Origin of the sequence: Aquicoccus porphyridii (assembly GCF_008369105.1) — a bacterium.
GTDB classification, from domain to species: Bacteria; Pseudomonadota; Alphaproteobacteria; order Rhodobacterales; family Rhodobacteraceae; genus Aquicoccus; species Aquicoccus porphyridii.
Map to the genome: position 1 here is coordinate 312,915 of NZ_VINQ01000004.1, position 18,613 is coordinate 331,527.

Sequence of the window (18,613 nt, forward strand, 5' to 3'; positions counted from 1 at the left end):
GGCGTGGCGGATCATTCCGCTGCTGCCAGTTTTTCGGCTTCCTGATCTCTCAGGACTTTGCGGTTCACCTTCCCTGCCGGCGTCTTCGGCAGATCGGTGACAAACTCGATCTGTCTGGGATATTCGTGGCGGGCCAGTCTGGCGCGCACGTGATCCTGAATGTTCTTGGTCAGGTCGGGCGTCTCATCGCCCTTGAGGATGATGTAGGCCTTGACCACCAGCCCACGCAGCTCGTCGGGGGCCCCGATCACGGCGCATTCGGCAACGGCCGGATGGCTCAGGATCGCGTCTTCGACTTCGATCGCGCCAATGGTCCAGCCAGCGGAAATGATCACGTCATCGGCCCGCCCACCGTGGTAAAAATACCCATCCGCATCGACCCGGCCCAGATCTTTGGTCTGGAACCACTCTCCGCGTTTCTTGACCATCAACTCACCGGTTTCGCCGGGTTCTGCGGCTGTCCCGTCCGGCCGTTGCACCTTCACTTCGACGCCGGGCACAGCCTTGCCCATTGCGCCATCACGGACTTCCAGATCGTCGGCTCCGGGATAGTTCGCGATGATGACGCCGATCTCCGTGGTGCCGTACATCGAGCGCACCTTGGTGCCAAAAACCTGTTCGACGTAGGTCGCGGTTTCCGAGTCGATCGGCTCGCCGGTGAAGGACAGCTTGTCGAAGGCGTAGGTGAAATTCTCGGCCTCGCCGGAGTTGCGCATCATCCGGTAATGCGTCGCCGCAGCGGTGAGGTTGGTGATGCGAAAATCATGCAAGGCCCGCAGCAGGCGCACGGCATCGAACTTGCCGCTGAACGTGCCGGTCGAAACGCCCATCGCCATCGGCGCAAGTGTGCCGTGCCACAGCCCATGCCCCCAAGCGGGCGAAGACGGGCAGAAAAAACGGTCGCCGGGGCGGATGCCAGTCGCATAAAGCGCAGCCACCATCAGCGTCACGATCGACTGGTGGCTGTGCTTGACAGCCGCAGGCAACGCACGGGTCGTACCCGAGGTATACTGCAAAACCGCCAGATCGCGACCCGAGGTCGTCCACTCATAAGTCGCGGGCAGATCGTTCAACCCGTCCAGGAAATCCCGATCAACGACGGTCACATTCTCGGCCCCGCCCGCAACCGCGTCGGGCGCCTTTTCCGAATTGGTGAAGAACATCGAAGGCTTGCAATCCCCAACACGCAAACGAATTCCATCCGGCCCGAACAGCGAGAACATCGGAACCGCAACGGCGCCGCTTTTGATCACCCCGAACATCGCGGCATAGAACGCCAGCGACGGTTCGATCATCACGGCAACGCGGTCACCCTTCTTGATGCCGTTGGCGTTCAGATAATGCGCGATCTGCGAGGACCGGCGCGACACCTCTTCAAAGGTCAGAACTTCATCAGCTCCGTCGGAATGCGCGATCCGGAGCGCCACGTTGTCCCCGTCGACGTGCCGGTCGAGACATTCATGCGAGATGTTGAAGTGCGCTGGATCACCGTCGAACAGCTCCCAAAGCTTCTCTTTCGAGTAGTGCTTCTGAGCGTCCGCATAGGACGTGAATTCCGTCAGCCGGGTCATTCCCGTCTCCTCCCCAAAATTTTCCGCAGGCCCCCAGAAGGTGCGCCCTGGCTCGTTGACAAGGGTAGGGATAACGATCATCTATTGTCAATATGATTATATTATTGTATACAGACAACAATATGACATTGGGAAGAGGCCTGAAATGACCGGTGAAGACAAAAAATCCACGACCAAACGGCAGGTGCCTGCGGTCACGCGTGCCCTTGCTATATTGAGGTTTCTGGCGCGCTCGAACGAGCCCGTGGGCGTCAATCCCATCGCAAGAGAGCTTGGGCTGATCCCCAGCACCTGCCTGCACATCCTGCGCGTTCTCGAAGAGGAAGGGCTGGTTGAATTTGATTCGAATCTGAAGCGCTACACGATGGGAATCGGCATTTTGCCCCTCGCCCGGGCCGCCCTTCAGCGCAATACATTCTCGGTCTTGATCCAACCGAAGCTGTCAGATCTATCCGCAAGGTTCGGTGTGACCGGTATCGCCACCCAACTGTCCGAGCCGGGGCAGATGGTGGTCATCGCACTGTCGCAATCCAACATCCCGTTCCGACTCCAGGTCGACTTGGGCAGCCGCTTTCCCGCCCTGATCAGCGCCACGGGACGTCTGTTCGCCGCATTCAATGTGCAGGACGAAACCGAGTTGGCAAACCGTTTCCAAAAACTGACCTGGGATCACCCGCCGACGTTCGAAAATTGGCGCGAAGAGGTCAAATCCGCCCGCGAACTTGGCTACGCGGTAGACCAGGGCAGCTATATTTCCGGCGTGACGGTTGTTGCCGTCCCGGTCTTTGGCGCAAACCACACCATGACCCGCTCGATCGTTGCAATCGGCATTTCCGAGCGCCTGAAGGAAAAACAAATCCCCAAACTGGTCAAGGCGATGATGGCCATTCGGGAAGACATCGAAAACATGCAGATCGACACTGGGAGGTGAAGCGTGACGACACATGACATCGCGTCGGAAGATTGGCGGGAACTGACGATTGACGGGTTCATGGCGCTGATTGGTCCGCTTTTACGCGCGACGGATGCGGACCGTAAGCACAGCTATGCATTGCAAACCAACGAGAGTCACAAAAACCATCTGGGAATTATTCACGGCGGTGTCATCACCAGCCTTCTGGATCAGGTGATTGCGATCGCCGCATGGAACGCGGCGGATCGTCAACCAACAGTTACAGTGCAGATGGAAACGCGGTTCCTGGGGGTCGCCCGTGCCGGCGACTTCCTGAGAATCCAGCCTTCGATCCGTCAGGCAACGCGGTCTTTGATGTTTGTCGACGCGGACATCATCTGCGACGACAGACAGATCGCAAGCGCCTCGGCAGTGATGAAAATTTCAAGGACATCGGGAGAGAAACCATGAACGATACCCTAAAACAGGCCCCCGCTGGACCGCTGGCAGGCATTAAGGTTCTCGACTTTTCGCGCATTCTGTCCGGCCCTTATGCCAGCATGGTTCTGGCGGACCTTGGCGCTGAAGTTATCAAGGTCGAACCGATCACATCAGGCGACGAGACCCGCAACTTCCCCCCCTTTCAAAAGGGCATGAGCCATTATTACATCGCACTCAATCGCAGCAAGAAAAGCATCTCTCTTGATCTGAAATCACCCGAAGGGGTGCAGATCGCCAAGGATCTGGCACGGCAAAGCGACATCGTCCTGGAAAACTTCCGCCCCGGTGTGATGGATCGTCTGGGCCTCGGATACGACACGCTGCGCGCCGATAATGACCGGTTGCTCTATTGTTCGATCACCGGCTTCGGCGCCAACAGCCCGCATGGCGACAAGCCCGCTTTTGACATCGTGGCACAGGCGCTTTCCGGTGTGATGAGCGTCAATTGCGAACCGGGCCAGGCGCCGAACAAGTTGGGCATCCCCTTGGGTGATATGGCCGGCAGCATCTTTTCGGTGTTTGGTCTGCTCGCGGCCCTGCACGAGCGCAACGCCACCGGGCGCGGCAAGCATATCGAAGTCGCAATGCTCGACAGCCTGATCGCCTTGCAGGGGTATCTGTCGCAAATCTATTTTGTCACCGGACAAAGCCCGCAGCCGGTCGGCACACAGCATCCCAGCATTGTGCCCTACGGATCGTTCCCGACCTCGGACGGTCATGTCATCGTGGCCTGCCTGACAGAACGGTTCTGGCACAACTTTGCCCGCAGTCTGGACCGCGAGGACTTGATCGCAGATCCGCGTTTCGCACTCTATGACGCACGGCTGGCCAATCGTGACGCCCTGCAACCCATCATCCATGCGCGCATGACCCAGGACACCACGGCTTACTGGCTGCAAAGGCTGGAAGAATTCGACGTGCCCAGCGCGCCGATCCTGTCGATTGGAGAGGCCCTCGAGCAAGACCACGTTACCAGACAGGAACTTGTCGAAGAGGTCACCCACCCGGAAGTCGGCGATATGAAATTGGTCCGCGGCCCGATCCGGTTCGACGGTGTCGGTGCAGCCAAAGCCACCGCGCCGTCCATGCTGGGGGAAAACACCTTTGACGTCTTGTCCAGCCAACTGGGCCTTCAAGCATCGGACATTCAGAAACTGGTCGTCAAAGGGGTGGTGAAAGGCCTGCCCTGACGCAGGTCTTCAGGGGCTCCCGATATGGACCGGGCAGCCGTCCGCGCGATGTTTACCGATCCGAACCACCTGGGCGTCGAAGACCCGCGACAGATCCCACGTCGTCTTCACGTATGCCGCCTCAAGATCATCGCAGGCGCGTCCATTTCGGGCAGAGACCGGCCGATCACGCCTGCAGCATTTCAGCCCGGTGAAATGCCAGCTCCGGGCTCGGCTGTGATCCCAAGATGCGAGTTGGTGCCGCCATGGCGGCTTGCGGTGTCAGCGCCGACCGGCAAGGAAGGGGCAGAGCGGGCGTTGCGTTTACCATTTTTCGCCCGGCGAATGCTGCGATGCGGCGGTGCACGCCCAACAGCCGGGCAACAGCCGGAGATCACCCCCCGGTTTTCCGGCCGCCGTTGGCGTTAACCCCAGCGTTCTGCCGCGGTGCAGCATGGCCCTCGCAAGCGGTGTCGACCCGCCCGACAGCGCCCCGCCGAGCACTGCCACGCGGCCATGAAAAAACCCCCGACGAAACGATCGCCGGGGGCTTTTGTCTTTTTTGTCCGTGGGTTAAGGCTTATTCGTTACGGCTCTCCGGGGTTTCGACGAGCGTGTCGAACTCGTCCCCGCCGACCACGTCATCCTCCATCGGAGCCGCCAGCGCCGCCGCCGCTTCCGCCTCTTCACGGCGCGCCTCGATGACGACATTATCACGCTGCTGCGCAATATGCCGCACCTTCTGCGTCGCCCCCCCCGTCCCCGCCGGGATCAGTCGCCCGACGATGACGTTTTCCTTGAGGCCCACGAGCTTGTCACGTTTGCCTTGTACGGATGCTTCGGTAAGAACCCGCGTGGTTTCCTGGAATGAAGCTGCCGAAATGAAGGACCGGGTCTGAAGCGAGGCCTTGGTGATACCCAATAGGATCGGTTCTCCGTGAGCCGGGCGACCACCTTTGGCCAATGCCTTCTCGTTCGCAGCCTCAAGTTCCTGCTTCTCCACATGCTCGCCCTTGAGAAGCGTTGTTTCGCCGCTATCGAGGATTTCCCACTTCTGAAGCATCTGGCGAACAATCACCTCGATGTGCTTGTCGTTGATCTTCACGCCTTGCAGGCGATAGACCTCCTGCACCTCGTTGATCATGTAATCGGCCAGCGCTTCAACACCCATGATCGACAGAATGTCGTGCGGTGCAGGATTCCCGTCCATGATATAGTCGCCCTTCTGAACATAATCCCCTTCCTGAACGGGGATATGTTTGCCTTTGGGCACCATGTATTCGACTGGCTCCATCGTTTCGTCGGCAGGCTCGATCGTGACGCGGCGCTTGTTCTTGTAGTCGCGCCCGTACCGGACATACCCATCGATCTCGGCGATAATGGCGTGATCCTTGGGGCGGCGCGCTTCGAACAGTTCAGCCACGCGCGGCAGACCCCCGGTGATATCCTTGGTCTTGGCACCTTCGCGCGGAATCCGTGCGACGACATCCCCGGCCAGAACCTCTTGCCCGTCTTCGACGGACAGAATGGCATCGACCGACATCGGATAGGTCACCGGGTTGCCGGCATCGTTGCGAACCGGTTCACCGTCACCATCCACAAGGATAATCTCTGGCTTGAGCTCATTGCCTTTGGGTACGGCACGCCAATCGGTCACGATTTTCTGCGTCATCCCGGTCGCGTCATCGGTCTCGTCGCGGACCGAAACACCGGTGGCAAGATCGACGAATTTGGCCGTCCCCGCCTTTTCCGCGATGATCGGCAACGTATACGGATCCCATTCAAAGAGCTTGTCGCCACGCGATACCCTGTCGCCATCCTTGACAAAGAGCTTGGACCCATAGCCCAGCTTGTGACTTGCACGTTCGTTGCCATCTTCATCACGGATGATCAACTTCATGTTGCGCCCCATGACGAGCGGTTCACCGGACTGGTTCTCAAGAATCTGCGCGCTCTCGAACGCGATGATCCCTTCCTGGCTGGCCTCAAGGAACGATTGCTGGCCACCCTGTGCCACGCCCCCGATGTGGAAGGTCCGCATCGTAAGTTGTGTGCCCGGTTCTCCGATCGACTGTGCCGCGATGATGCCCACCGCTTCGCCCACGTTCACCAAGGTGCCGCGCGCAAGATCACGCCCGTAACACATGGCGCAGACCCCATCTTCGGCCTCACAGGTGAGCGGCGAGCGAATGCGGGCCGATTGAACCCCGGCCTCTTCGATTATATCCGCCATGCGCTCGTCAATCAGGGTGCTCTTGGGCACGATGATCTCATCTGTTCCCGGCGCATGAATATCATCAACCGTGAAACGCCCGAGAATACGTTCACTCAACGATGCGACGACCTCGCCATCATTGACGGCAGGTTCGGCGGTGATCGCGTTTTCAGTGCCGCAATCGTGCTCACGCACGATGCAATCCTGCGCGACATCAACCAGACGCCGCGTCAGATAGCCCGAGTTTGCCGTTTTCAAGGCGGTATCCGAGAGGCCCTTCCGGGCGCCGTGTGTCGAGTTGAAGTACTCAAGCACGGTCAGGCCTTCCTTGAAGTTCGAGATGATCGGCGTTTCGATGATATCACCGTTCGGCTTGGCCATAAGACCACGCATGCCGCCCAGCTGTTTCATCTGCGTAACCGACCCCCGCGCACCCGAGTGGGCCATCATGTAAACCGAGTTCGGTTCCTGCTCGGCGCCGAATTCATCGCGATTTTCGGCCGAAATAGTCGCCATCATCGCATCGGTGACCTTGTCGTTACACTTCGACCACGCATCAACGACCTTGTTGTATTTTTCACCCTGAGTGATCAGGCCGTCCATGTATTGCTGTTCGAATTCCTTGACCTGCTCACGTGCCTCTTCGACGAGGCTCCATTTGCTGTCGGGAATGACCATGTCATCCTTGCCAAAGGAGATACCGGCCCTGAACGCCTCGCGGAAGCCCATCGTCATGATCTGGTCACAGAAGATGACGCTCTCTTTCTGACCACAGTACCGGTAGACCGAGTCGATGACCTGCTGCACTTCCTTCTTGCGCAGCAGCCTGTTCACCAGATCAAACGGCGCTTTGGCATTTATCGGCAACAACGCCCCGAGACGAACGCGCCCGGGTGTCGTCTCATACCGCTTCATGACCGTTTCACCGGTTTCCGCGTCCACTTGGGGGATGCGGGCCGTGATCTTGGAATGAAGGTGTACAGCCCCCGAATCAAGTGCATATTGCACTTCTTCGATGGAGGAGAAGGCCATGCCTTCGCCTTTCATGCCCTCGCGCTCGATCGTCGTGTAATAAAGGCCAAGGATCATATCCTGTGACGGCACGATGATCGGCGCACCGTTCGCAGGCGAAAGCACGTTGTTGGTCGACATCATGAGAACGCGCGCTTCGAGCTGTGCTTCGAGCGAAAGCGGCACATGGACCGCCATCTGGTCACCATCGAAATCGGCATTGAAGGCCGAGCAGACCAACGGGTGCAGCTGGATCGCCTTGCCTTCGATCAGGATCGGCTCGAACGCCTGGATGCCGAGGCGGTGCAGTGTCGGTGCACGGTTGAGCATCACGGGATGTTCGCGGATCACCTCGTCGAGGATGTCCCACACCTCGGGGCGCTCTTTCTCAACCAGTTTCTTGGCCTGTTTCACCGTTGATGACAGCCCCTTGGCCTCAAGCCGCGAATAGATGAACGGCTTGAACAGTTCCAGCGCCATCTTCTTGGGCAGGCCGCACTGGTGCAGCTTGAGCTCCGGCCCTGTCACGATGACCGAGCGGCCCGAGAAATCCACCCGCTTGCCCAGCAGGTTCTGACGGAAGCGACCCTGCTTGCCCTTGAGCATGTCCGACAGCGACTTCAGCGGACGCTTGTTGGCACCGGTGATGACCCGACCGCGACGGCCGTTATCAAACAGCGCATCGACCGATTCCTGCAGCATCCGTTTTTCGTTGCGCACGATGATATCCGGCGCGCGCAGCTCTATCAGCCGCTTGAGGCGGTTGTTGCGGTTGATAACCCGGCGGTACAGGTCGTTGAGGTCCGAGGTCGCGAAGCGGCCGCCGTCCAGCGGCACCAGCGGGCGCAGTTCGGGCGGGATGACCGGGATGACCGTCATGATCATCCATTCCGGACGGTTGCCGCTTTCGAGGAAGCTCTCGACCACTTTCAGCCGTTTGATGATCTTCTTCGGCTTTAATTCCCCTGTTGCCTCGGCCAATTCGGCGCGCAGGCGCTCGGCCTCGGACTCAAGGTCGATCTGGGCCAGCATCTCGCGGATCGCTTCGGCACCGATATTGGCGGTGAACGCATCCATGCCGTAATGGTCCTGGGCGTCCATGAATTCTTCCTCGGTCAGCATCTGACCATAGGAAAGATCGGTGAGGCCCGGCTCGATCACCACGTAGTTCTCGAAATAGAGAACCCGTTCGAGATCGCGGAGCGTCATGTCGAGCATGAGACCGATCCGGCTGGGCAGGGACTTGAGGAACCAGATATGCGCGACAGGCGCAGCCAGTTCGATATGGCCCATCCGTTCGCGGCGCACCTTCTGAAGCGTCACCTCGACACCGCATTTCTCGCAGACGACGCCGCGATACTTCATGCGCTTGTATTTGCCGCACAGGCACTCATAGTCCTTGATCGGCCCAAAGATCCGGGCACAGAAAAGCCCGTCACGCTCTGGCTTGAAGGTCCGGTAGTTGATCGTCTCGGGCTTCTTGATCTCACCGTAGGACCAGCTGAGAATCCGCTCGGGACTCGCCAGCGAGACCTTGATTTCGTCAAAGACCTTTGTCGGGGTCAGCGGATTGAACGGGTTGTTGGTCAGTTCCTGGTTCATTTTGATATCCTCATACGTGCGTTGGAAGGGCATGCTTTTTCAGAGAAAATTGCAGCCTTAGTCTTCTTCCTCCGCATCCAGGAGTTCCATGTTGAGGCCGAGACCGCGGACTTCCTTCACAAGCACATTGAAGCTCTCGGGAACGCCGGCCTCGAAATTATCCTCGCCCTTGACGATGCTTTCATAGACCTTGGTCCGTCCGGCCACGTCGTCCGATTTCACCGTCAGCATCTCTTGCAGGGTGTAGGCGGCACCGTAAGCCTCGAGTGCCCAGACCTCCATTTCCCCAAGACGCTGACCACCGAACTGTGCCTTGCCGCCCAGTGGCTGCTGGGTGACGAGGCTGTAAGGCCCGGTGGAACGCGCGTGAATCTTTTCGTCGACCAAGTGGTGCAGCTTGAGCATGTATTTCACGCCGACCGTCACCGGCCGCGCAAATGCCTCGCCGGTACGGCCGTCATAGACGATCGATTGCCCGCTGGAATCAAGTCCGGCCCGCACCAACGCATCGTTGATGTTCTCTTCCCGGGCCCCATCGAAAACAGGGGTCGCGATGTGCATGCCACCCGTCGCAGTCCCTGCCACGCTGACGAGTTCGTCGTCGCCCATGGATGCGATGCCTTCTTCGTACACATCTTCACCATAGGCAGTGCGCATCGCATCACGCACAGGCGTCATATCGCCAGAGCGACGATACTCAGCCAGTGCTGCATCGATCTTGGAGCCCAATGTCCGGCAGGCCCAGCCCATGTGGGTCTCGAGAATCTGTCCGACATTCATCCGGCTCGGCACGCCCAATGGGTTGAGGCAGACATCGACAGTCGTTCCATCAGCGAGGAACGGCATGTCTTCCATCGGGACAACCTTTGAAATGACGCCCTTGTTGCCGTGACGGCCAGCCATCTTGTCACCGGGCTGCAACTTGCGTTTCACCGCGATGAAGACCTTGACCATCTTCATCACCCCCGGCGGAAGGTCATCGCCACGGCGCACCTTCTCGACCTTGTCCTCGAACCTTGCGTCAAGCATGCGCTTTTGCGCCTCGTATTGCTCGTGCAGGGCCTCGACGATCTGGGCATCCTTCTCGTCCTTGAGGGCAAGCTGCCACCATTGGCCGCGAGTCAAGGTTTCAAGAAGCTCCTCGGTGATCTCGGAATTCGCCTTCACGCCTTTCGGGCCCTTGACGGCGATCTTGCCAAGGATCAGCGACTGAAGACGCGCATAGATATTGCGATCCAGAATGGCCAGCTCGTCGTCACGGTCACGGGCTAGGCGCTCGACCTCTTCACGCTCGATCTGAAGCGCACGTTCGTCCTTTTCCACGCCGTGCCGGTTGAACACCCGCACCTCGACAACGGTGCCGAAATCGCCGGGCTTGACCCTGAGCGACGTGTCGCGCACATCCGATGCCTTTTCGCCAAAGATGGCGCGCAGGAGCTTTTCCTCAGGCGTCATCGGGCTCTCGCCCTTGGGTGTGATCTTGCCGACAAGAATATCGCCCGGCTCGACCTCGGCACCGATATAGACGATGCCCGCCTCGTCAAGGTTGCGCAGCGCCTCTTCACCGACATTCGGGATGTCACGGGTGATCTCTTCCGGCCCCAGCTTGGTATCGCGCGCCGCAACTTCGAATTCCTCGATATGAATCGAGGTGAACACGTCGTCACGCACGATCCGCTCGGAGATCAGGATCGAGTCCTCGTAGTTGTAGCCATTCCAAGGCATGAAAGCGACGATCACGTTCCGACCGACGGCCAATTCGCCCATGTCGGTAGCCGGCCCATCGGCGATAACCTCGCCCTTTTGAACCGTATCGCCCACTTTCACCAGGGGCCGCTGGTTGATACTGCTGTTCTGGTTGGATCGCTGAAACTTGCGCATCCGGTAGATATCAACACCGGCATCGCCCAACGCCAGATCCTCAGTTGCGCGAACAACAATCCGTTGCGCATCCACCTGGTCGATGATCCCGGCGCGCCGCGCAGTGATCGCAGCGCCCGAGTCGATCGCAACCTTGCCCTCGATCCCGGTCCCGACCAGAGGCGCCTCGGTCTTGATCAGCGGCAGAGCCTGCCGCATCATGTTCGCCCCCATAAGCGCACGGTTGGCGTCGTCGTTTTCAAGGAACGGGATGAGCGAGGCGGCAACAGAAACGAGCTGTTTCGGGCTCACGTCGATCAGGTCGACACTCTCGCGCGGGGCCAGTGTATACTCACCCGCCTGCCTGGTGTTGACCATCTCGTTGACCAAACGCCCGTCGTCGTCGAGGGTCGCGTTGGCCTGTGCAATGACGTGACGTGCCTCCTCGGTGGCAGACATATAGACGACCTCGTCAGTCACCTGCGCGTCAGCCACCCGGCGATAGGCCGTTTCAATGAAGCCATACTTGTTGACCCGCGCAAAGGTCGCAAGGCTGTTGATCAGACCGATGTTCTGACCTTCCGGGGTTTCGATCGGGCACATCCGGCCATAGTGGGTCGGGTGAACGTCACGCACCTCGAAGCCCGCGCGTTCACGCGTGAGACCACCCGGCCCAAGCGCCGAGAGACGCCGCTTGTGGGTGACTTCCGAAAGCGGGTTGGTCTGGTCCATGAATTGCGACAACTGCGAGGAGCCAAAGAATTCACGCACCGCTGCAGCCGCAGGTTTCGCGTTGATCAGATCCTGCGGCATCACCGTGTCGATTTCGACCGACGACATGCGCTCCTTGATTGCGCGCTCCATCCGCAAGAGGCCCACGCGATACTGATTCTCCATCAATTCGCCGACCGACCGAACCCGGCGATTGCCGAGGTGGTCGATATCGTCGATATCGCCCTTGCCATCGCGCAGCTCGGTAAGCGCCTTGATGCAGGCCACGATATCTTCGCGATCAAGGGTGCGTTGCGTATCGGGCTTGTCGAGTGCCAGCCGCATATTCATCTTCACGCGACCAACGGCCGACAGGTCATAGCGCTCGCCATCGAAAAACAGCGTGTCAAACAGGGCTGAGGCGGCCTCTTCGGTCGGCGGCTCACCCGGGCGCATCACGCGATAGATGTCCATGAGCGCGGATTCGCGGTTCATGTTCTTATCCATCGCCATTGTATTGCGGATGTAAGAGCCGACATTGATATTGTCGATGTCGAGCACCGGGATATCGGTGATCCCGGCATCGAGAAGCTCTTTCAACGAGCCGCCGATGATTTCACCATCCTTGTCGCGCTCGATCGTCAACTCGTCACCGGCCTCGACATAGATCGCGCCGTTTTCCTCGTTGATGATGTCCTTGGCGACGAATTTTCCGACGATGTTCTCAAACGGCACCAGGAGATCGGTGATCGCACCCTCGTCAATGATCTTCTTGACCGCGCGTGGCGTCACTTTCTTGCCGGCTTCGGCGATGATTTCGCCCGTCTTGGCATCGACCAGATCAAACGGCGGCCGGGTGCCACGAACGCGCTCGGGGAAGAATTTGGTGACCCATCCATTGTCTTTTTTGCGCAGCTTGTAGGAGATCGTGTCATAGTAAGCGCCCATGATCGCCTCCTGATCCATGCCGAGGGCATAAAGCAGGGTCGTCACCGGCAATTTCCGGCGGCGGTCGATCCGGGCATAAACGACATCCTTGGCGTCGAATTCAAAATCCAGCCACGAACCACGATAGGGGATGATACGGCAGGCAAACAGCAGCTTGCCCGAGGAATGGGTCTTGCCCTTGTCGTGGTCAAAGAACACGCCGGGCGACCGGTGCATCTGGGAAACGATCACACGTTCGGTCCCGTTGACAACGAAAGTGCCGTTCGGCGTCATGAGCGGCATGTCGCCCATGAACACATCCTGTTCCTTGATATCCTTCACGCTGCGCGCGCCGGTATCCTCGTCCACATCGAACACGATGAGCCGCAGCGTCACCTTGAGCGGTGCGCTGTAGGTCATGTCGCGCTGCATGCATTCTTCGACATCGTATTTCGGCTGTTCCAGCTCGTAATCGACGAATTCGAGAACCGAACTCTCGTGGAAATCCTTGATCGGGAAAACCGACTGGAATACGCCTTTGATACCCTCGCCGTCCTGCGGGATCTCCTGTTCTCCGGATTTTAGGAACAGATCGTAAGAGCTTTTCTGCACTTCGATCAGGTTCGGCATCTCCAGGACTTCACGGATCTTGCCGAAATACTTGCGCAAACGTTTCTGGCCAAGGAAGGTTTGTGCCATGAGCGATGTCACCTTTCGTTTCTCGCAGGAGAGCGCACCGTCGGGCCACGGCGGCCTGTCCATCAGAGATGGCTGGTTCGAATCAATTCGTGGCCGCCGACCCAAGGCGACCTCCCGATCCGTGAACCAGACCTTAGAAAATGCCCCGAGCAGGGGCCCTTGCTAAGACAGGTTCGACTGGACCCGGCGACGCCGGGTCCAGCCTTGAAATCACCCGGACTCCCGGGCAACATCGATTACTTGAGCTCGACTTCCGCGCCAGCCGCTTCCAGCTTGCCCTTGATGTCTTCGGCTTCGTCTTTCGAGACTTGCTCTTTGACGGCCTTGCCACCGGCTTCGACCAGTTCCTTGGCTTCCTTGAGGCCAAGACCGGTGATCGCACGGACTTCCTTGATGACGTTGATTTTCGAGGCGCCGGGGCTGACGAGGATGACGTCAAACTCGGTTTGCTCTTCTTCTGCTGCGCCACCAGCGTCGCCACCGGCGGGACCGGCCATCATGACCGCGCCACCGGCTGCGGGCTCGATGCCGTACTCGTCTTTGAGGATGGTTTTCAGTTCTTGTGCTTCGAGAAGCGTCAGACCGACGATCTCTTCTGCCAGTTTCTTCAGATCAGCCATTTTACTTGCTTTCCGTTCTTTGGTTTGTGTTCCAACGCGTGAGATGTCTCTCCACGCCAGTCATAGGGTTGCTTACGCGGCCTTCTCTTCGATGGTCGAGAGAATGGAAGCGATATTCGAAGCAGGTGCGCCAATGGCACCGGCAATATTCGAAGCAGGTGCACCGATCATGCCCGCAATCGTCGCGATAAGCTCATCGCGCGAGGGCATTTTCGACACGGCTTCGACGCCGGCCCGGTCGAGCGCGCTCTCACCCATCGCCCCGCCAAGGATTTCGAACTTCTTGTTCTCCTTGGCAAAGTCTTCGGCGACCTTGGCAGCTGCCACAGGATCTTCCGAATAGGTCAGAACGGTCATACCCGTGAGGTATTCGGCCATGCTTGCGCAGGGCTTGTCCTCGAGGGCGATCTTGGCGAGCCTGTTCTTGGCGACGCGGACCGACGACTCGGCCGCGCGGGCGCGGGCACGAAGATCCTGCATCTCAGCAACCGTGAGACCGGCGTAGTGGGCCACCACGACGACGCCAGAGCTTTCGAAGATCTGGCCGAGTTCCTCGACCACTTTCTCTTTCTGGGCTCTATCCACAGTTTCACTCCAGTTAAGGAAGGCTTTTAAGACCCTCCGGCTCATATTTCACCGGGTCAAAAAAACCCGGCAATCGGGTCCTTACGGGTCCGTTCCAAGTCGCCCCGGGGCGCGGCCACACGGGGCCACCCGAAGAAATCTGGTCTTTCCCGTCTCGGGCAGGATTTATTGCTGACGCAACCCACCGTCTCGGACGAATCGACAGGCCGCCACGACGGAATCGGGCGACCTGACGAGGCGCTGTTTAGAGGGAAATGCCGGGAGGGGCAAGAGGCCGAGGCAATTTACACTTCAAAAGGACCGCTCCCCCCTGCAACAATGCAAAAAAGGCGCCGTTAAAGACGCCTTTTTCAATTGGCTGTTCACCGGATCAATTGCCGGTGGCGCTATCCACATCAACGGAAACGCCCGGACCCATGGTGGAAGAAATCGCGATCTTCTTCATGTATGAGCCTTTCGCGCCTGTCGGTTTGGCCTTGGCCACGGCGTCGATGAAGGCGCGGATGTTCTCCACGAGCTTGGCTTCGTCAAAGCTGAGCTTGCCGACCCCGGCATGCACGATCCCGGCCTTCTCGGCCTTGAACTGCACCTGACCACCCTTGGCCGACTTCACGGCCTCGGCCACGTCCATCGTCACCGTCCCGACCTTCGGGTTCGGCATCAGGTTGCGCGGGCCCAGAATCTTGCCCAGACGACCGACGACCGGCATCATGTCAGGCGTGGCAATGCAGCGATCGAATTCGATCTTGCCGCCCTGAATGATCTCCATCAGGTCCTCGGCCCCCACGATATCCGCGCCAGCCTCCTGGGCCTCATCGGCCTTGGGGCCACGGGCGAAAACCGCAACGCGCACATCCTTGCCGGTGCCATTGGGCAGGCCGACGACACCACGCACCATTTGATCGGCGTGACGCGGGTCAACCCCAAGGTTCATCGCGACCTCGACGGTTTCATCGAACTTTGCCGAAGCGTTGGCCTTGATCAGAGCGACAGCTTCCTCAACCGTGACATTCTCCTTGTCGGCGAATGCCTCCCGGGCGGCTTTCAAACGTTTTCCGAGTTTTGCCATCTTACTTCACCTCGATGCCCATGGAGTTGGCCGAACCAACAATGATCTTCATCGCGGCTTCGATATCGGTCGCGTTGAGGTCCTTCATCTTGGCCTCCGCGATCTCGCGCACCTGTTTGACCGTCACCGATCCCACCGTTTCGCGCGACGGAGTCTTGGCGCCGGATTTCAGTTTGGCGGCCTTTTTCAGGTAGTAGGACGCCGGCGGCGTCTTGATGTCCATGGTAAAGGACTTGTCCTGATAATAGGTGATCACGGTCGGGCACGGCGCACCGGGCTCCATTTCTGCGGTCTTGGCATTGAATGCCTTGCAGAATTCCATGATGTTGATGCCGCGCTGACCCAGCGCCGGACCGACCGGCGGAGATGGGTTCGCTTGCCCGGCGGGGACCTGAAGCTTCATGGTCCCGGCAAGTTTCTTGGCCATTGGCCTTTCTCCTTTTCAACGCCCCATAAACGCGTTTGCGGGGCTTTTGCGTTGCGTGGTCCGATCCGCGCGGCGCGCCGCGCTCGCCTCCCACGTATGAACGGGGTCGCCCCCGCACAGGACAGGCATGTGCCTGCCATCCCGCCGATCAGCCCTGCTTGGTGACCTGCGTGAATTCCAGTTCGACCGGCGTTTCCCGGCCAAAGATCGACACCGTCACCTTGAGGCGCTGGTTGTCGTCGTCCACTTCCTCGACCATGCCGTCGAAATCCTCGAACGGGCCGTCGTTGACCTTGACCTTTTCGCCCACCTCGAACGAAATCAGCGTGCGCGGTGCCTCTTCGCCTTCGGCGACACGGCCCAGGATCGCCTCGACCTCGGCATCGCGCATCGGCATCGGGCGGCCCTGCGGACCAAGAAAGCCGGTCACGCGGTTGATCCCGTTGATCAGATGATAGCCCTTGTCCGACATTTCCATGTGCACCAGAACATAGCCGGGCATGAAGCGGCGCTCGGTCGTGACCTTCTTGCCGCGGCGCACCTCGATCACCTCTTCGGTCGGCACCAGAACCTCGTCAATCTGGTCCTCAAGCCTCTCTTCGTCAACAAGCTGTCTGATCTGCTCGGCGATCTTCTTTTCGAAATTCGAAAGGACGCTAACCGAATACCACCGTTTCGCCATATGCGTTTCGATCCTGTCTCTCGCCGACGGAGCCGCCGATCATTTTTCACGACGCGCGAATTGCTCCACGCAGTTCCCGCAACAAAAATCGGCGTGCAACACGAATCGCCGCACGCCATGTCAGGGAATGAAGGCCCCACTACCCCCATGACCCCCTGATTTCAAGTCCTGGCCACGGTTTTATTGCCGGAGCCAATTGAACACAAGCTGATGTCCAGAGCACCATGTGCCAATTTGGCGGCCCGTCCGGCCGAACCCATCTTTAGCCAAAAAAGCTCAAGATGCCCTGCAAACCACTACGGATAAGCAGATCAACCAGAGCAAAGAAAACCGCCGTCAATGCGGCCATGATGAAAACCATCACGGTCGTCAGGGCCACCTCGCGGCGTGTCGGCCACACCACCTTTGAGACTTCGGCGCGAACTTGCTGGATGAACTGAAGGGGATTGGTGCGGGCCATGGCGTTTTCTTTCGTGACTGTCAGCGCGTCACATACGCGGGCGCGCTCATGAATTCAACCCCGATGGCGGCACCTCGTCCGCTTCGACAGGCATCGCCCCCGATCCCCCCTCGACCCAGCTCCGACATGACCAAAATCACGCTCACGCTTGGCGGCAAGGCGATCAAACAGGTCGGGGCGGTTTTCTAGGCCGGCGTCGATCTGTGTCGTCGCACCCAATGCGGCGCTTCGATCCCCTCACGCCACCGCTCCGGCATTTTTTCCACGAATCGCGCGAGACAATCCGATCCGGCTTGTGCTTTATCCTCGTCGCTTCGGCCCTCTTGGGACACCGCGTCGCGAAACGGCGCCTGAGCGGCTCGACCAGTTCGATCAACCGGTCCGGTCCGACCGTCAAAGACACGATCAACGCGATCCCGATAGAAAGAAAGATCGGCCTGGGAACCCGCCATGGTCGCCACCAGACGACTCCAGCCAGAACACCCAGCGAATGGAAAAGTGGAATGGCAGGGGCAGCAGGGTTCGAACCCGCGACCTACGGTTTTGGAGACCGTCGCTCTACCAGCTGAGCTATACCCCTAAGGCCGGGCTTCGATTTACTCGCCGTGGGTTGGCATTGCAAGACCGAATTCCCGCTCAGCCATGCCCCGGACGCAAACGCTCGGACACGCGGCGCAGGCGTGCGATGTCGCGGCCGCAGATCGCCGCCTCTTCGGCGCATATCGTCTCGATCGGCCAATTCCACCAGGCGATTTGCTCAAGGGCTGCTATCGTCTGCTCGTCAAAACGCCGCCGCTGGATACGAGCCGGATTGCCGACGATGACGCAGTAAGGTGGAAACACGCCGGAAACGACCGCACCCGCACCGATGATGCAGCCATCGCCGATCCGCGCACCCGGCAGGATTCGCGCACCCTGGCCGATCCAGATGTCATTTCCCAGGATCGTATCCGGCCCGGGTCCGGGCATCGAAGCCGCGGCCTCGAATTCCCGATGAAAGACGGCAAAGGGAAAACTGGAAAACCCGTCATGACGATGGTTGGCCGAAGCGGTAATGAACACGGCCCCGTCGACGATCTGGCAGAACCTGCCGATCACCAGCTTTTCGGGCGAGAAGTCATAGAGGTAAGGCGCGAGATGTGCGGCCCAGTTCTCGGGTGCCTCGTGGGCGCTGGCATAGGTATAGTCCCCCACCTCGATCCGGGGGTGCGAAAGCGCGGGTTTGAGGAACACAGTTCCACGGTGCGGGCTGCCATCAGGCAGAATCACCGGATGATGGGTGTCTGGCGCAGGAAATGCAGGCATGGAAAGCTCCTGTTCGATTCGTCTGGGATCAGGTTCAAATCGCCGCCTTATCCATCACGCCCTCCATCTCCATGAATTGATTCCTGAACTCAATATACCGGTACGAAAAGGGCCGCCCCGCAGGGGACGGCCCGAATATTCCGGCAGCAGGGCCAGAACTTACTCGATGATCTTGGAGACGACGCCGGCACCGACGGTGCGGCCGCCTTCGCGGATGGCAAAGCGCAGGCCGTCTTCCATGGCGATCGGTGCGATGAGCTCGACCTTGAAGCTCACGTTGTCGCCCGGCATCACCATCTCGGTGCCC

General features: G+C 59.2%; 14 protein-coding genes and 1 tRNA gene. 3 read left to right on the forward strand and 12 right to left on the reverse strand.

Going from position 1 to position 18,613, the window contains the following annotated elements; translation table 11 throughout:
* Positions 1–11: 11 nt before the first annotated feature.
* Positions 12–1,571, reverse strand: coding sequence for an acetate--CoA ligase (locus FLO80_RS08660; RefSeq protein WP_111365670.1), 1,560 nt, complete (start codon positions 1,569–1,571; stop codon positions 12–14).
* A 145-nt stretch (positions 1,572–1,716) separates the two neighbouring features.
* Between FLO80_RS08660 and FLO80_RS08665 the strand changes: the two genes are divergently transcribed.
* From FLO80_RS08665 to FLO80_RS08675, 3 genes are read left to right on the forward strand one after another with little or no spacing between them, the layout of a single operon-like run.
* A complete protein-coding gene (locus FLO80_RS08665) occupies positions 1,717–2,502 on the forward strand; it encodes an IclR family transcriptional regulator (protein WP_111365672.1) in 786 nt (261 codons plus the stop codon).
* A 3-nt stretch (positions 2,503–2,505) separates the two neighbouring features.
* Positions 2,506–2,934, forward strand: a complete 429-nt coding sequence (locus FLO80_RS08670; protein ID WP_246156616.1) for a PaaI family thioesterase — start codon at positions 2,506–2,508, stop codon at positions 2,932–2,934.
* The gene (locus tag FLO80_RS08675) at positions 2,931–4,154 is read left to right on the forward strand and encodes a CaiB/BaiF CoA transferase family protein (RefSeq protein ID WP_111365674.1); all 1,224 of its coding nucleotides are present in this window, start codon (positions 2,931–2,933) and stop codon (positions 4,152–4,154) included. The genes FLO80_RS08670 and FLO80_RS08675 overlap by 4 nt, the downstream gene beginning before the upstream one ends.
* Positions 4,155–4,713: 559 nt before the next feature.
* Here FLO80_RS08675 and rpoC read toward each other — a convergent pair.
* The 11 genes from rpoC to FLO80_RS08730 form a co-directional block, all read right to left on the reverse strand.
* On the reverse strand, positions 4,714–8,961 hold the full coding sequence (gene rpoC, locus FLO80_RS08680; protein WP_111365771.1) for a DNA-directed RNA polymerase subunit beta': 4,248 nt from the start codon (positions 8,959–8,961) through the stop codon (positions 4,714–4,716).
* A 57-nt stretch (positions 8,962–9,018) separates the two neighbouring features.
* Positions 9,019–13,158, reverse strand: a complete 4,140-nt coding sequence (rpoB, locus tag FLO80_RS08685) for a DNA-directed RNA polymerase subunit beta (protein ID WP_111365676.1) — start codon at positions 13,156–13,158, stop codon at positions 9,019–9,021.
* Between the two features lie 236 nt (positions 13,159–13,394).
* A complete protein-coding gene (rplL, locus tag FLO80_RS08690) occupies positions 13,395–13,778 on the reverse strand; it encodes a 50S ribosomal protein L7/L12 (RefSeq protein WP_111365678.1) in 384 nt (127 codons plus the stop codon).
* 72 nt (positions 13,779–13,850) lie between these two features.
* A complete protein-coding gene (rplJ, locus tag FLO80_RS08695; protein WP_111365680.1) occupies positions 13,851–14,363 on the reverse strand; it encodes a 50S ribosomal protein L10 in 513 nt (170 codons plus the stop codon).
* 370 nt (positions 14,364–14,733) lie between these two features.
* Positions 14,734–15,432, reverse strand: a complete 699-nt coding sequence (gene rplA / locus FLO80_RS08700; protein ID WP_111365682.1) for a 50S ribosomal protein L1 — start codon at positions 15,430–15,432, stop codon at positions 14,734–14,736.
* 1 nt (position 15,433) lies between these two features.
* Entirely contained in the window at positions 15,434–15,859 is a 426-nt protein-coding gene (rplK, locus tag FLO80_RS08705) for a 50S ribosomal protein L11 (protein WP_111365684.1), read from the reverse strand.
* A gap of 148 nt (positions 15,860–16,007) precedes the next feature.
* Positions 16,008–16,541 (reverse strand): transcription termination/antitermination protein NusG, encoded by a 534-nt coding sequence (gene nusG, locus FLO80_RS08710; protein WP_111365686.1) that lies wholly within the window; start codon positions 16,539–16,541, stop codon positions 16,008–16,010.
* 262 nt (positions 16,542–16,803) lie between these two features.
* Positions 16,804–17,001 (reverse strand): preprotein translocase subunit SecE, encoded by a 198-nt coding sequence (secE, locus tag FLO80_RS08715; protein ID WP_111365688.1) that lies wholly within the window; start codon positions 16,999–17,001, stop codon positions 16,804–16,806.
* A gap of 504 nt (positions 17,002–17,505) precedes the next feature.
* Positions 17,506–17,581: transfer RNA gene (locus FLO80_RS08720), tRNA-Trp, on the reverse strand.
* 56 nt (positions 17,582–17,637) lie between these two features.
* Positions 17,638–18,306: a CatB-related O-acetyltransferase gene (locus FLO80_RS08725; RefSeq protein ID WP_111365690.1), complete on the reverse strand. Its 669-nt coding sequence runs from the start codon at positions 18,304–18,306 to the stop codon at positions 17,638–17,640.
* Positions 18,307–18,465: 159 nt separating this feature from the next.
* Positions 18,466–18,613 (reverse strand): EF-Tu C-terminal domain-related protein (locus FLO80_RS08730; RefSeq protein ID WP_500676333.1); only part of this gene is annotated, 148 nt, incomplete at its 5' end.

What these genes read in the sequence shown, in the direction of transcription:
- FLO80_RS08660 (WP_111365670.1), bottom strand. Translation starts at nt 1,571, where the DNA reads ATGACCCGGCTGACGGAATTCACGTCCTATGCGGACGCTCAGAAGCAC.
- FLO80_RS08665 (WP_111365672.1), top strand. Translation starts at nt 1,717, where the DNA reads ATGACCGGTGAAGACAAAAAATCCACGACCAAACGGCAGGTGCCTGCG.
- FLO80_RS08675 (WP_111365674.1), top strand. Translation starts at nt 2,931, where the DNA reads ATGAACGATACCCTAAAACAGGCCCCCGCTGGACCGCTGGCAGGCATT.
- rpoC (WP_111365771.1), bottom strand. Translation starts at nt 8,961, where the DNA reads ATGAACCAGGAACTGACCAACAACCCGTTCAATCCGCTGACCCCGACA.
- rpoB (WP_111365676.1), bottom strand. Translation starts at nt 13,158, where the DNA reads ATGGCACAAACCTTCCTTGGCCAGAAACGTTTGCGCAAGTATTTCGGC.
- rplL (WP_111365678.1), bottom strand. Translation starts at nt 13,778, where the DNA reads ATGGCTGATCTGAAGAAACTGGCAGAAGAGATCGTCGGTCTGACGCTT.
- rplA (WP_111365682.1), bottom strand. Translation starts at nt 15,432, where the DNA reads ATGGCAAAACTCGGAAAACGTTTGAAAGCCGCCCGGGAGGCATTCGCC.
- rplK (WP_111365684.1), bottom strand. Translation starts at nt 15,859, where the DNA reads ATGGCCAAGAAACTTGCCGGGACCATGAAGCTTCAGGTCCCCGCCGGG.
- nusG (WP_111365686.1), bottom strand. Translation starts at nt 16,541, where the DNA reads ATGGCGAAACGGTGGTATTCGGTTAGCGTCCTTTCGAATTTCGAAAAG.
- secE (WP_111365688.1), bottom strand. Translation starts at nt 17,001, where the DNA reads ATGGCCCGCACCAATCCCCTTCAGTTCATCCAGCAAGTTCGCGCCGAA.
- FLO80_RS08725 (WP_111365690.1), bottom strand. Translation starts at nt 18,306, where the DNA reads ATGCCTGCATTTCCTGCGCCAGACACCCATCATCCGGTGATTCTGCCT.